The sequence below is a fragment of the Mesorhizobium sp. L103C105A0 genome, assembly GCF_000502215.1.
Taxonomy (GTDB): Bacteria; Pseudomonadota; Alphaproteobacteria; order Rhizobiales; family Rhizobiaceae; genus Mesorhizobium.
Window position 1 is genome coordinate 71,352 of record NZ_AYXF01000010.1, and the last position, 13,807, is coordinate 85,158.

The 13,807-nt window shown below is 63.4% G+C and carries 8 protein-coding genes and 3 pseudogenes; 5 read left to right on the plus strand and 6 right to left on the minus strand.

What is annotated here, in order from left to right; genetic code table 11:
- Nucleotides 1–37 precede the first annotated feature (37 nt).
- From X727_RS142065 to X727_RS142050, 4 genes are all read right to left on the minus strand, one after another.
- Nucleotides 38–3,175, minus strand: a complete 3,138-nt coding sequence (locus X727_RS142065) for an efflux RND transporter permease subunit (protein ID WP_023834840.1) — start codon at nt 3,173–3,175, stop codon at nt 38–40.
- A gap of 249 nt (nt 3,176–3,424) precedes the next feature.
- Nucleotides 3,425–4,564 (minus strand): efflux RND transporter periplasmic adaptor subunit, encoded by a 1,140-nt coding sequence (locus X727_RS142060; protein ID WP_023692166.1) that lies wholly within the window; start codon nt 4,562–4,564, stop codon nt 3,425–3,427.
- A 58-nt stretch (nt 4,565–4,622) separates the two neighbouring features.
- Nucleotides 4,623–5,228 (minus strand): TetR family transcriptional regulator, encoded by a 606-nt coding sequence (locus tag X727_RS142055; protein WP_023668564.1) that lies wholly within the window; start codon nt 5,226–5,228, stop codon nt 4,623–4,625.
- Between the two features lie 153 nt (nt 5,229–5,381).
- Entirely contained in the window at nt 5,382–7,022 is a 1,641-nt protein-coding gene (locus X727_RS142050; RefSeq protein ID WP_023834841.1) for an acyl-CoA synthetase, read from the minus strand.
- Nucleotides 7,023–7,212: 190 nt separating this feature from the next.
- On the opposite strand from X727_RS142050, the gene X727_RS142045 reads away from it, so the two are divergent.
- The 5 genes and pseudogenes from X727_RS142045 to X727_RS1000000169840 all read left to right on the plus strand — a co-directional run.
- Nucleotides 7,213–8,184 carry a sugar-binding transcriptional regulator gene (locus X727_RS142045; RefSeq protein ID WP_023834842.1) on the plus strand — a complete coding sequence of 324 codons (972 nt, stop codon included), beginning with the start codon at nt 7,213–7,215 and terminating at the stop codon, nt 8,182–8,184.
- 94 nt (nt 8,185–8,278) lie between these two features.
- A pseudogene (locus tag X727_RS01000000164980) lies at nt 8,279–10,409 on the plus strand (bifunctional aldolase/short-chain dehydrogenase).
- A gap of 208 nt (nt 10,410–10,617) precedes the next feature.
- Nucleotides 10,618–10,958 (plus strand): annotated as a pseudogene (locus X727_RS1000000166930) (D-alanine--D-alanine ligase A); the annotation flags it as partial.
- Between the two features lie 100 nt (nt 10,959–11,058).
- On the plus strand, nt 11,059–11,319 hold the full coding sequence (locus X727_RS0134435) for a type II toxin-antitoxin system ParD family antitoxin (RefSeq protein ID WP_023692171.1): 261 nt from the start codon (nt 11,059–11,061) through the stop codon (nt 11,317–11,319).
- Nucleotides 11,312–11,482 (plus strand): annotated as a pseudogene (locus tag X727_RS1000000169840) (type II toxin-antitoxin system RelE/ParE family toxin); the annotation flags it as partial. The gene X727_RS0134435 and the pseudogene X727_RS1000000169840, both read left to right, overlap by 8 nt.
- Before the next feature lie 182 nt (nt 11,483–11,664).
- Here X727_RS1000000169840 and X727_RS142040 read toward each other — a convergent pair.
- A complete protein-coding gene (locus X727_RS142040; RefSeq protein WP_023692173.1) occupies nt 11,665–12,717 on the minus strand; it encodes a substrate-binding domain-containing protein in 1,053 nt (350 codons plus the stop codon).
- A 46-nt stretch (nt 12,718–12,763) separates the two neighbouring features.
- Nucleotides 12,764–13,759: an ABC transporter permease gene (locus tag X727_RS142035; protein WP_023668572.1), complete on the minus strand. Its 996-nt coding sequence runs from the start codon at nt 13,757–13,759 to the stop codon at nt 12,764–12,766.
- Nucleotides 13,760–13,807: the final 48 nt, after the last annotated feature.

Below are 13,807 nucleotides of genomic sequence, written 5' to 3' on the forward strand. Positions count from 1 at the left end.
AGCCTTTTCCAAGGTGCATCCTGTGCGCCGGCAGCGCTTACTCGGCGGCCAGGGCAAGTGGCGGCCTGTCATTGTCCTGCACCGCCTCATCAGCTGGCTTCTTGCCTTGCTTCGGCTCGCGGCCGAAGAACAGCGCGTAGCCTGCCGGCAGCACCAGGATGGTGAGTACGGTGGCGACGAGGATGCCGCCCATCATGGCGTAGGCGAGCGGTCCCCAGAACACCGCACGCGAGATCGGGATCAGCGCCAGCACCGCCGTCATCGCCGTCAGCACGATCGGCCGGAAACGGCGCACCGCCGAGCCGATGATGGCCTCCGATCGGTCCATTCCCCTGGCGATGTCCTGATCGATCTGGTCGACCAGGATGATTGAGTTGCGCATGATGATTCCGAGCAGCGCGATGACACCGAGGATGGCGACGAAGCCGAACGGCGCGCCGCTGATCAACAGAGCCGCCGCCGCACCGATGATGCCGAGCGGACCGGTGGCCAGCACGAGCATCGCCTTGCCGAAATGCTGCAGCTGGATCATCAGGAGCACGACGATGACGGCCAGCATGATCGGCGCCTTGGCGGCAATCGAGGCCTGGCTTTCGGCGGAATCTTCCGCACCGCCCTGGATCTCGATCTTGTAGCCGGGCGCCAGGCCGGCGCGCATGCCCTGCATGTCATTGTAGAGCTTGGTGACGACGTCGTTCGACTGCACGCCATCCGGCAGCGTGGCGCGCACCGAGATGGTCGGCAGGCGGTCGCGCCGCCATTCGACGCCTTGCTCGAGCACCGGCACCACCTTGGCCACCTGCGACAGCGGCACGAAGCCGCCGAAATCGGTCGGGATATAGACCGAGTCGACCGAGGACAGCAGGCTGCGGCTGGCGTCCGGTTCGCGGGCGACGATGGAAACCGTCTCCTCGCCATCACGGAAGTCATCGAGCGGCGCGCCGGACATCGCTGCCTGCAGCATCTGGCGGATGCGCTGCGAGGTGACGCCAAGCGCACGGGCGCGGTCCTGGTCGATGACCAGCTTCATCGCCGGTACCGGCTCCAGCCAGTCGTCATGGACGGCGCCGAGCAGCGGATTTTCGGCGAATTTCGCCTTCACCTGGTCAGCGATGCGGCGCACCTCCTGGCGGTCCGGACCCATGATGCGCATCTGCACCGGCCAGCCGGTCGGCGGGCCGAGGAACAGACGGTCGACCTTGGAGCGGATCGAAGGGAAATCCTGCGCCAGGACTGAGCGCAGCTTGAGGATCAGCCGCTCACGCGCCGGCTCGTCATTGGCCATCACCAGAAGCTGCGCATAGTTCGGATTGCGCAATTGCTGGTCGAGCGGCAGGAAGAAGCGCGGCGCGCCTTCGCCGATATAGGTGGCGATGAAGCGCTTGTCCTTGTCGTCCATCATCCGGGCTTCCAGCGCCTTGGCCTGCGTCTCGACTTCCTTGATCGAGGTTCCCTCAGGCAACCAGAGATCGACGAGGATTTCCGGCCGCGAGGATTGCGGGAAGAAGTTTTGTGGGATGAACTGGAACGCCCACAGGCTGGTGGCGAAGGTGACCAGCGTCATCACCAGAACGATGATGCGGTGGCGCACCGCCCAGCCGACCGTGGCGCGCAGCCGCCGGTAGAAGCCGGTGTCGAAGGCGTCATGATGGTTGCCGGCATGCTTGCGCTGCTTGAGGATCATGTAGCCCAGCCACGGCGTGAAATAGACGGCGACGAACCACGACACGACGAGCGCGATGCCGACGACATAGAACAGCGTGCGCACATATTCGCCTGCGGTCGAGGCGGCGAAGCCGACCGGGATGAAGCCGGCTATGGTGATCAGCGTGCCGCTCAGCATCGGGAAGGCGGTCGAGGAATAGGCGAAGCTCGCCGACTCGATCTTGACCAGCCCCTCCTCCAGCTTGCGCTCCATCATCTCGACGACGATCATGGCGTCGTCGACCAACAGCCCGAGCGCGATGATCAGGGCGCCGAGCGAAATGCGCTGCAGATCGATGCCGAGCTCGTACATGATGGCGAAGGTGGCGGCCAGCACCAGCGGAATGGCAATGGCGATGACCAGGCCGGAACGCCAGCCGATCGACAGCAGCGAGACAGCAAGCACGATCAGCAGCGCCTCGCCGAGCGCCTCCATGAACTCGTTGACGGCGTCCTTGACAACCTCGGGCTGGTTGGAGATCTGGTCAACCGCAACGCCGTAGGGCAGCGCTTCCTCGAAGCGCTTGTAGGTCGCCTCGACATCCGTGCCGACGTCCCTGACGTTGAAACCCTTGGCCATGACGACGCCGACCTGGACGCTTTCGTGGCCGTTGAAGCGGTACTTGCGCTGATAGGGATCTTCGAGACCGGAACTCACGGTGGCGATGTCGCCAAGACGTGTCACCTGACCACCGGCGCGCAGGCGCAATTCCCTGATGTCGGCAGCCCTGGTGACATCGCCCTCGACCGAGATGCGCACCGAGCGCAGGCCGGTGTCGACGGAGCCCGCCGGATCGACATTGTTCTGGCCCTTGATGGCGTTCTGCAGGTCGGTCAGCGTCAGGCCGCGTTCGGCCAGGGCCTTGGACGAGACGTCGATATAAAGCTTCTCCGGCTGGTCGCCGATGATGACGGCCTTCTCGACGCCCGGCATCGTCAGCAGCATGTCGCGAGCCTGGGTGGCGAATTTCTTCAGCTCCGGATAGCTGTAGCCGTCGCCGCCGATCGAGTGCAGGGTGATGAAGGTGTCGCCGAACTCATCGTTGAAATAGGGCCCGAGCAGGCCTTGCGGCAGGTCGCCGGAGATGTCGCCGACCTTCTTGCGCACCTGGTAGAAGGCGTCCTTCACCTCCTCTGCATTGGTGTCGCCCTTGATCTGGACGGTGATGATGGCGCTGCCGGCGCGGGTGTAGGAACGGACGAAGTCGAGGTGCGGCGTTTCTTGCAGCTTGCGCTCGATCTTGTTGACGACCTGGTCTTCCATCTCCTGGATCGAGGAGCCCGGCCAGATCGCCTGGACGACCATGACGCGGAAGGTGAAATCGGGGTCTTCCTTCTGGCCCATGCGCATCAGGCCGAGCGCGCCGGCAATGATGATCAGACCGAACAGGAAGCGCGCGATCGAGGGATGGCCGATGGCCCAGCGCGAAAGATTGAAAGGCTGCTTTTCAGTGCTGTCGGTGGTGGTCATCGGCGTCAGTCCAATTCGTTGATCGTGAGCGCACACCCTCGGCATGCGGCTTCAGGTATTCCGATGCTGGCTTCCGGGCGGCGAGGCTTTCCGAGCGGAGAGACACTCATCGCGGTGGGACGCGCGGATCGATGCGGGGGAACTCGATCTTGGCGTCTCGACCATCGGGCGCTCGCCGCCCGGAAACCCTGAATTCGCTTGCCCAGCCCTTTCGCCGAAGCGACGATCAAGCCGGCTTCATGCCTGCGGTCAGCGCAGGGCCTTTGCGGCATCGCCTTCCGCAGAGGCGGCCTGGACCGCATCGCCGGTCAGCTTGACCTTGAGATTCTCGGTCATGAACTGGGTGCCGGCGGCAACGACGACATCCCCCGGCTTGAGCCCGTCGGCGACGCTGACGCCGTCGGCGGTGAACTCCGCAACCTTGACCAGGCGCTCGTGCACCGTCTCGCCGGCGCGGTCGACGGTCCAGACAATCTTGCGACCATCCTTTTCCGCAAGCGCGCTGAGCGGGATCGACACCATCTCCTGCTTCTTGGCCACCGAGGCCTCGATGTTGGCGGTCATGCCGAGCAGCACGCGCGGGTCGTCGGGCAGCGAGACGCGGACGGCAAAGGTGCGAGACTGCTGGTCGGCGCTGCCGGCGACTTCACGCACTTTGCCGGAGAGCGCCAGCGCGTCATCGGACCAGAAGCTGGCCTTGACGTCCTTTCCCGGCTTGAAGGCGGCGATGTCCATTTCGGGAACCGCGATCAGCACTTCCTTTTCGCCGTCGACGGCAACGGTCATCACAGGCGTTCCGGCGCCGACCACCTGGCCGACATCGGCCGAGACCGCCGTGACGATGCCGTTCTCGCTCGCCTTGAGATCGGTGTAGACGACCTGGTTCTGCGCCTGGGCAAGGGTAGAGCGGGCAGCATCGCGCGTCGCTACCGCCTGGTTGTAGCTCAGCGTCGCCTGTTCGAGCTGCGACTTGGAGGTGAAGTTCTTGGCAAAAAGCTGTTCAGCGCGCTTGCGGGACAGATCGACCGTCTCGACCTGCCGCTCGGCGGCGTCGAGGCTGGCCTTGGCGCTCTTGACCGACAACTCATAGTCCGTGGGATCGATACGGGCTAGCACATCGCCTGTCGTCACATGCTGGCCGATGTCGACCAGGCGCTCAGTGACCTTGCCCGAGATGCGAAAGCCGAGGTTCATTTCGGTACGGGCTCGCACCGAGCCGGAATAGGTGAGTTCGCGACTCTTTTCGGCCTGGCCGATCTCGACCACCTTGACCGGACGGATGATGTCCTGGACCTCGGTCTTCTCCTGGCTGCAGGCGGCGAGCCCGAGCGTGGCGACGATCAGGCCGGCGACCGGCAGCTTGCGGATGATGGAACTGGACAAAGACACTTTCGTACTCCCGACTGGAGATGAACGGTCGACACCGGCGCCCGGCGGGCGGCGGCTATTACTTCAGAGCCTTGATCGCGTAATCGATGAGATCGTCGGGCATCGCCCGATTGGTCTTGGCAAGGCACTGCGCCACCATTTGCGGGTGGCACAGAATGACGGTGGCGGCGCCGAAGCAGCGCGATGCGATGACCGGATCCTGGTCGGCAAACTCGCCGGCCTCGATGCCCTCGCGGATGACCTCGGCAAACAGGTCGTGAATGCTGTCGATATGCTTGTCGATGACGCCCCAGTCGCGCTCGAGCGCGACGATGACCATTTCGTGGACCTTCTGGTCGTCGAGCATGACTTCCAGCGTCATCTTGTACTGCGCATGCACGTAGCGGCGCAGCCGCTCCTCGGCGCTGATCGGCAACCGGGAAATCTCGTAGGCCATGTTGTAGCTGGCGAGGAGCATGCGGCCGCAGACGGCCTGGTGGATTTCGACCTTGGAGGCGAAGAAACGGTAGATATTGGCCGGCGACATGCCGAGTTCGCGGGCGATGTCGGCGACATTGGTCTTGCCGTAACCATAGTGCCGGAACAGGCGTTCGGCACAGTCGAGAATGCGGGTGACATTCTCCTGGCGGGTGGAGTCGGCCATTATGCTGGCGGCTTCGGACATGGCTCTCTGTCGATTTATGAGTGACGAATTTCAACTTTCGTCAGTCGTAAATCGAAAAGAGGGAATTGTCAATGCGAATTCGACGTACGCGTATAATTTGGTGACAGAGGGTGTGCGCGAACTCGACCTTGCGCGTGCCGTTGCGCTCTGGAACTAAGATCCCTTCGCCATTTCCCGCAGCTGAAACTTCTGGATCTTCCCCGTCGATGTCTTCGGGATCTCGGCAAAAATCACCGCCTTCGGCACCTTGAAGCGGGCGAGCAGCGCGCGGCAGTGTTCGATGATCTCGGCCTCGCTTGCCACCTTGCCGGGCTTCAGCTCGACATAGGCGACCGGCACCTCGCCCCATTTGTCGTCTGCCTTGGCGACGACGCCGCAGGACGCCACGGACGGGTGTTTGTAGAGGGCTTCCTCGACCTCGATCGATGAAATGTTCTCGCCGCCGGAGATGATGATGTCCTTGGAGCGGTCCTTGAGCTGGATGTAGCCGTCGGGATGCATGACGCCGAGGTCGCCGGAGTGGAACCAGCCGCCGGCGAAAGCCTCGTCGGTCGCCTTCCTGTTCTTCAGATAGCCCTTCATGACAATGTTGCCGCGGAACATGACCTCGCCGATGGTCTCGCCGTCGGCCGGCGTCTTCTGCATCGTCTCCGCGTCCATCACCGTCAGGCCTTCGAGTGCGGCATAGCGCACGCCCTGCCTGGCCTTTCTGGCGCTGCGTTCGCCCTTGTCGAGACCGTCCCAGGCGGTGTGCCATTCGTTGACGACCGCCGGGCCATAGGTCTCGGTCAGGCCGTAGAGATGGGTGACGGCAAAGCCGGCATCGGCCATGCCTGACAGCACGGCTTCCGGCGGCGGCGCGGCAGCGGTGTTGAAGGTAACGGTCTGCGGGAAGTGGCGCTTGTCCTCATCGCTGGCGTTGATGAGCACCGACATGACGACCGGCGCACCGCAAAGATGTGTGACGCCGTGGTCGGCGATGGCNTCGTAGATCGGCTTCGGCCGCACCCAGCGCAGGCAGACATGGGTGCCGGCCTGGACGGCCATTGTCCATGGGAAGCACCAACCATTGCAGTGGAACATCGGCAGCGTCCACAGATAGACGGCGTGCTTGGCCATGCCGGCATGGATGGTGTTGGTGTAAGCCATCAGTGCAGCGCCGCGATGGTGGTAGACGACGCCCTTCGGATTGCCTGTCGTGCCGGAGGTGTAGTTGAGCGAGATGGCGTCCCATTCGTCGTCGGGCATCGACCAGGCGTAGCCCTGGTCACCGCCGGCGACGAACGCCTCATAGTCGATCGCGCCGATGCGCTCGCCCTTGGGATAGGGTGCATCGGCGGCATAGTCGGGATCGTCATAGTCGATGACCAGCGGCTTCACCTTGGCCAGTGCCAGTGCCTGTTTGACGACAGCAGCGAATTCGCGGTCGACGATGAGCACCTTGGTCTCGGCATGGTCGAGCTGGAACGCGATGACGGCGGCATCGAGCCTTGTGTTGAGCGAATGCAGCACCGCTTTGGCCATCGGCACGCCGAAATGCGCCTCCAGCATGGGGGGCGTGTTGGACAGCATGACGGTCACCGTATCACCCTTGCCGATGCCGCGCTTCGACAGCGCCGAGGCCAGCTTCAGCGAGCGCCGCCAAAAGGTGCGATAGGTGATGCGCTGGCTGCCATGGATGATGGCGACATGATCGGGATAGGTGCTTGCCGCCCGCTCCAGATAAGTGAGCGGCGTCAGCGGCTGATGGTTGGCGGCGTTCTTGCCGAGATCCTGCTCGTAGGGACTGCCCATCCCGTGCTCCCCGAATTTTCATTGTTGAGAACTTCTAACCACAGGTTCCCGCCACGTCACCATCGGCGATTCCCGACCGGGCACATTTGGCGCAATGATCGTCCAGATTCGATGGGCAAAGAGGTATCGTGTACCCACGCCAGTTTGACTTTTGTCGAGAGCCGTGAATAATGTCAGCCGAGGAGACGGCATGGCGATCCGACCGGCAGAACAGCTTATCCACAAGGCCGCATGGCTCTATTATGCCCATGGCCTGCGCCAGGACCAGGTCGCCAGCCAGCTTAACATCTCCCGCGCCTCGGTCGCCATGTATTTGCGCAAGGCGCGCGAGACCGGCATCGTCAACATCTCGACCTCGACGCAGCTGTTCACCGACGACGTGCTTGCGCGCCAGCTCGAGGACGCGCTCAAGCTTGATGCGGTGTGGATCGCGCCGGAGAATGCCTATGTCGTCGACCCTTCGACGGACGTTGCGGTGCTGGCGGCGGGCGTCTTTCTCGAACTGGTCAAGAAGGGCGACCGGATCGGCGTCGCCTGGGGCCGCACCGTCTACACCATCGCCGACGTCATGTCCTATGCCGACCTGCAGGACGTCACCGTTGTGCAGCTCTGCGGCAATCTCGGCGCGCCCTACTCCTACCGTCCCGACCAGTGCACGATGGAGATCGCCCGGCGGCTCAACGCCAAGGGCCTCAATTTCTACGCGCCGCTGGTGCTGACGACGGAATTGCTGGCGCATGGGCTGCGCGCCGAACCGGTGATCCGCGAACAACTGGCCGATATTGCCAACTGCGATCTGGCGCTCTATTCGGTCGGCATCGTCGATGGCGACAGCCATGTCGTCAAATGCGGCGCGCTCAGCCCCGGCGAGATGGGGCTGTTGCGCGAAGCGGGCGCCGCCGGCGTCGTTGCCGGCCAGATCATCGATGCCACCGGCAAGGCGCTCGACTGCAGCTACAACCGCCGCGTCATCTCGGCCTCGCTGTCGTCACTGCGCCAGATCGAAAAGCGGCTGATGGTGGTGCAGGAAGACAGCAAGTTCGAACCGCTGCTCGCAGCACTCGCCGGCGGACTCTGCACGCATCTCGTCGTCGGCGCCAGCATGGCGCGGCGGCTGCTCGACCATGCCGGAGCCAGTGCGGGGGCAAAAAAGGCTTCCTGACCAACGAAATCCCAGCAGCAGGCGCATTGTCATCAAGGCGTCGCGGCACTCCTGTTCACAGCAACATCAAAGACAGCAAAGCGGACATAGCGACATGAAGAACCTTTGGAATGACGGCGACGCGGAAAGACTGGTTGCCGACTATGCGAAAAAGGGCGTTGCCCGCGACCTCGCGCTGCGCGTCTACACGACCCGGCTGCTCGGCGGCGAGCCGCGGCTGGTGCTGCATGGCGGCGGCAACACCTCCTGCAAGACCAAGGCCACCGATCTCGTCGGCGACGAATGGGATGTGCTGTGCGTCAAGGGCAGCGGCTGGGACATGGGTGTGATCGAGCCGCAAGGCCTGCCGGCGGTCAAGCTCGGCGCGCTGCTGAAGGCGCGTGCGCTGGCCAGCCTCGCCGACGAGGACATGGTGGCGCTGCAGCGGGCGAACCTCATCGACCCCGCCTCCCCCAATCCATCGGTCGAGACGCTGCTGCACGCCTTCCTGCCGCATAAATTCGTCGACCACACGCATTCGACCGCGATCCTCGCCATCGTCGACCAGGCGGACAGCAAGCCGCTGATCAAGACCGTGTTCGGCGACAAGATGGGGTACGTGCCCTACATCAAGCCGGGCTTCGACCTCGCCAAGGTGGCCGCCGATGTCTACGACGCCGACCCCAGCGTCGAAGGCCTGATCCTCGACAAGCATGGCATCTTCACCTTCGGCGACGCTGCGAAGCAGGCCTATGACCGCATGATCCATTATGTGAACGTGGCCGAAGACTATGTGGCGAAGAACGGCAAGCCGAAGGCAGCGAAAGCCGCACTGCCGGCCAAGCTCGCAACGCCGGCAGCGATCGCGCCGATGCTGCGTGGCGCGGTGGCGGTGGCGCGTGGCGAAGGCCGCTTCGACCGCATGATCAGCGATTTCCGCACTTCGGACGCCATCGTCGATTTCATCAACTCAGCCGGCATTGCAGACTATGCCGGACGCGGCGTGTCGACGCCCGACCTGTCGATCCGCATCAAGACCGGACCGATGGCGGTTCCGGCGCCAGACGCCGACAAGATTGGCGACTACAAGGCCGTCATCAAGAGCCATGTCGACGCCTTCGCCAACGACTATCGCGCCTATTTCGAAACCAACGATGCGCTGGACGACGTCCAGCGCACCATGCTCGACCCGATGCCGCGGCTGACGCTGGTGCCGGGTCTCGGCATGTTCGGCCATGGCCGCACGCTGAAGGATGCGAAGATCGCATCTGATGTCGGCGAGATGTGGATCGAGGCGGTGCGCGGCGCCGAGGCCGTCGGCAGCTTCCATCCTCTATCGAAGGCCGACCTCTTCCCGCTGGAGTACTGGTCGCTTGAGCAGGCCAAGCTCGCCTCCAACAAGCCGAAGCCGCTGACCGGCCAGGTGGTGCTGATCACTGGCGGCGCCGGCGCGATCGGTGCTGCGACGGCAAAACTGTTCGCCGCCAATGGCGCGCATGCCGTCGTCGTCGATCTCGATGCGGCCAGGGCGGCCGAGGCGGCAAAGGCAGNTGTTCGCCGCCAATGGCGCGCATGCCGTCGTCGTCGATCTCGATGCGGCCAGGGCGGCCGAGGCGGCAAAGGCAGCCGGCAACAATTCGATCGGCGTCGGCGCCGACATCACCAACCCGGCCGAGCTGCGCGCCGCCTTCGACAAAGCTGTCGCTGTCTATGGCGGCGTCGACATTCTGGTCTCCAACGCCGGTGCCGCCTGGGAAGGCCGCATCGGCGAGCTCGACGATGCCCTGCTGCGCAAGAGTTTCGAGCTCAACTTCTTCGCCCACCAGTCGGCGGCGCAGAACGCGGTGCGCATCATGCTGGAACAGGGCACCGGCGGTGTGTTGTTGTTCAACACCTCCAAGCAGGCGGTCAACCCGGGTCCGAAATTCGGCGCCTATGGTGTGCCGAAGGCGGCGACGCTATTCCTGTCCCGGCAATATGCGCTCGACTACGGCGCGCACGGCATCCGCTCCAATGCGGTCAACGCCGACCGCATCCGCTCCGGCCTGTTGACCGACGCCATGATCGCCAGCCGTTCCGGCGCGCGCGGCGTGTCGGAGAAGGAATACATGTCGGGCAATCTGCTCGGACAGGAGGTGACGGCAGAAGACGTGGCGCAGGCCTTCCTGCACCAAGCATTGGCCGAACGCACCACCGCCGATGTGACGACGGTCGACGGTGGCAACATCGCCGCAGCGCTGCGCTAGACATAGACCTGGAGCGGTTCATCGTTCACCAAAACGACGAACCGCTCTCCCACCTGAAGGACTCCAGGCGGAGAACTGCTTTTGCAGGTCGTGCTGAAAAACTGCTCGAACCGGTCAAAATCCACTCCAATCCTTGGCCTATTGCTCGACCACTTTAGGGCGCGCCTTGTGTTTCGCATGCGAGCTCCGACCCTGATCCTTGGTGGAGTTGTCGATGGCTGCGAAGAGACTTCGTGTCGGCTTGCTGTTCGGCGGGCGCTCCGCCGAGCATGAGGTGTCGCTGCTTTCGGCAACCAATGTCATAGCCCTGCTGGACCCGGCGAAATCCGACGCCGTTCCCATCTTCGTCACCCGCGAAGGCCAATGGCTGCTGAGCAATTTCAAGGACGGCGCGCTGGCGACACCGTCTGATGGGACGCAGCTTTGCCTGGCGCCGGGCGGGCATGGGCGGATGCTGGCGATCCCCGCCAAGGGTGCGCCGCACGACCTGCCTGCCATCGAATATGGTGTTCCGGTACTGCACGCCTGCATGGCGAGGACGGCGCGGTGGGCTGGTGCGAGTCGGGCGGTCATGATGCAGGGGCAGATTCCTAACAGATATGTTAGACCTTGTTGGATGCATTATAATGTGGGTATGAAAAATGAACCTATGCGCACCCTCACCATATCCCTCACCGCGCAGCAGATAGCTCGCCTGCAAAGCGCTATCGAAGGTGGCGGTTATGCTTCCAACAGCGAGATTGTCCGCGACGCCCTGCGCTTATGGGAGCAGCGCGAGGAATTGCGCACGCTCGAACTCCAGCACTTGAAGCGGGCCTATGCCGACGGGATGGGCAGCGGCAAGCCAGTGGCTGTCGACCCCACCGAGTTCATCGGCAGCCTGAAGGCAGAACGCCGCGCCCGTGGCTAGCTATAGGCTCACACCGCGCGCTTCGCAGGATTTGCGAGACATCTGGCACACCATCGCCGCCGACAATGAAAAGGCAGCAGACAGACTGTTGATGCGCATTTTCGAAAGACTGGAGCTGGCGGCGCAGCACCCCAAGATGGGCAGCGCACGGCCCGAGTTAAGCGCAACGGCCCGCGTGCTCGTCGAAGGCCGTTATATCATCATCTACGAGCCGCAGCCCGATGGTGTCTGTGGCGATTGTCCACGGGATGCGCGATCCAGACCATTGGTTGTAGGCCGGCAGGCTTACGATCAATATGAAAAGAGCGGCCCATGCCGCCCTTCGCATCTATCAGACGACCGATCCTACTTCGCGTTCGGGTTCGGCATCCAGGCCGGCATGGCGACATCGGCATGGGCGAATTGCGGCAGCTTGGCCGACAGGTCCTCCATGTTCTTGATGTCCTTGTCGATCAGGTCCTTCTGGGTGATCAGCGTCGGCGGCACGATGACGTTGTGGCCGGGATCTTCACCGGCGAGCAGCTGCGCCAGCGCGCGCACCGAGACCTGGCCGACGACGGCAGGGTTGGTGGCGGCGGTGGCGGCCCAGGCGCTGTCGGTCTCGCGCATGGCCGCGATGTCCGAGGTAGAGATGTCGGCGGAGTAGATCTTGATCTTCTTGTTCAGCCCCGCCTCGTCGACGGCGATCTTCACACCCTTGGCGAACTCGTCATAGGGCGCGAACATCACATTGATGTCGGGATGCGCCTGCAGCACCGAGCGCGCCTGGTTGGCGACCGAGTTGGCGATCGGGTTGTCGAGCGTGCCGAACATCGCGACTTCCTTGATGCCGGCATGTTTCTTCTTCACGTCGACCCAGGTCTCGTTGCGGCGGTCGAGCGGCGCGATGCCAGCGACATAGACATAGCCGGCATTCCAGCTCTCGCCATTGTCCTTGACCGCCTGCTCGAGCGCCAGGCGCGCAAGGTCCTTGTCGGACTGTTCGATCTGCGGGATCTTGGGGTTTTCGACATTGACGTCGAAGGCGACGACCTTGATGCCGGCATCGACCGCGCGCTGGGCGGCGTCCTTCATCGATTCCGTCAGGCCGTGCTGGATGATGATGCCCTGCACGCCGAGTGCGATGGCCTGGTCGACCATGTCGGATTGAAGGGCGGCGTCCTGGCGGCTGTCGAGCACGCGCAGATCGATGCCGAGCGCCTTGGACTGGGACTCGACGCCCGAGAGATAGGCCTGGAAGAAATCGCCGGTCGAGAGATAGCGCACCAGCGCGATCTTGACGCCGGGCTTGTCGAACGGCGCCGGCTTGTCGGCGGCAAAGGCCGGGACCTGCATCAGCATTGTTGCGCCGGCCAATCCGAGCGCGACCTTCCCCAAAAGTCGTCTTGTGATGTTCACGTTCTTTCCTCCGTTTGTTGAACCCAAAACTGTCCCGGCAGCCATTCTATCTCCTGCCCCGGCCGGAAAGGGCGAAGGTAAAGACAAGGGCGACGACGAGAACCACGCCCTTGACGAAATCCTGCGTGTAGTAAGGCGCGTTCATCATCGTCAGGCCTTGCAGCAGGATGCCGACGAACAGCGCGCCGATGGCGGTGCCGAAGGCGTTCGGCTTGGCGGCGCCGAGCACCGCGTAGCCGATCAGCGCCGCGGCAACCGCATCGAGCAGCAGATTATTACCCGACGCGATGTCACCGCGTCCAAGCCGTGCGGCCAGCAAAATCCCGCCGATCGAGGCAAAAACTCCTGAAATGACGTAGGCCCAGATTTTGTATGCCTTGACAGGCGCGCCGGCGAGTTCGGCGGCCCGTTCATTGCTGCCCACGGCATACATCATGCGGCCGAAGCGTGTGTATTCGAGGAAGAACCAGATCAGCACGGCGAGCACGATCAGCACGACCACCGAGACCGGAATGAGGTTCGGGATGAAGAAGTCGAAGCGGTGGCGGCCGAGCGCCAGGAAGGCGTCGGAGAATTTGCCGTTGGCGACCGAGCCGTCCGGCATTGTCATACCGGTGGCGATGGAGCGTCCTTCAGTCGGGATGCGCTGGAGGCCGACGAGCAGGAACATCATGCCGAGCGTCGCCAGCAGATCGGGCACGCGCATATAGACGATCAGCCAGCCATTGATGAGGCCGACAAGGGCGCCGATGAGCAGGCAGATGAGGACAGCGACGACAACGTTCTGCTCCAGCACCACCATGACATAGGCAGCCGCCATCATGGCCGATGTGGCAACCGAGCCGATCGAGAGATCGAAGCCGCCGACAACCAGTGTGGCGGTGACGCCCAGCGCCAGCACGCCGGTGATGGCGACCGACTGGAAAATGAAGACGGCACTTTGCGGCGAGACGAACCCGTCGGCGGCGATGGCGAAATACGCGATCAGCCCGAACAGAAGCACGATGAACCCATAGCGGATGGCGTAATCGCGCAGCGTCATTCAGCGCCCGCCGTCAATACCCAACTCAAACCCGTGCACTCCATTCCA

Bases quoted from the DNA above. Each gene is read 5' to 3' on its own strand.
- X727_RS142035 (WP_023668572.1), bottom strand. From the start codon at position 13,759: ATGACGCTGCGCGATTACGCCATCCGCTATGGGTTCATCGTGCTTCTG.
- X727_RS142055 (WP_023668564.1), bottom strand. From the start codon at position 5,228: ATGTCCGAAGCCGCCAGCATAATGGCCGACTCCACCCGCCAGGAGAAT.
- X727_RS142065 (WP_023834840.1), bottom strand. From the start codon at position 3,175: ATGACCACCACCGACAGCACTGAAAAGCAGCCTTTCAATCTTTCGCGC.
- X727_RS0134435 (WP_023692171.1), top strand. From the start codon at position 11,059: ATGCGCACCCTCACCATATCCCTCACCGCGCAGCAGATAGCTCGCCTG.
- X727_RS142045 (WP_023834842.1), top strand. From the start codon at position 7,213: ATGGCGATCCGACCGGCAGAACAGCTTATCCACAAGGCCGCATGGCTC.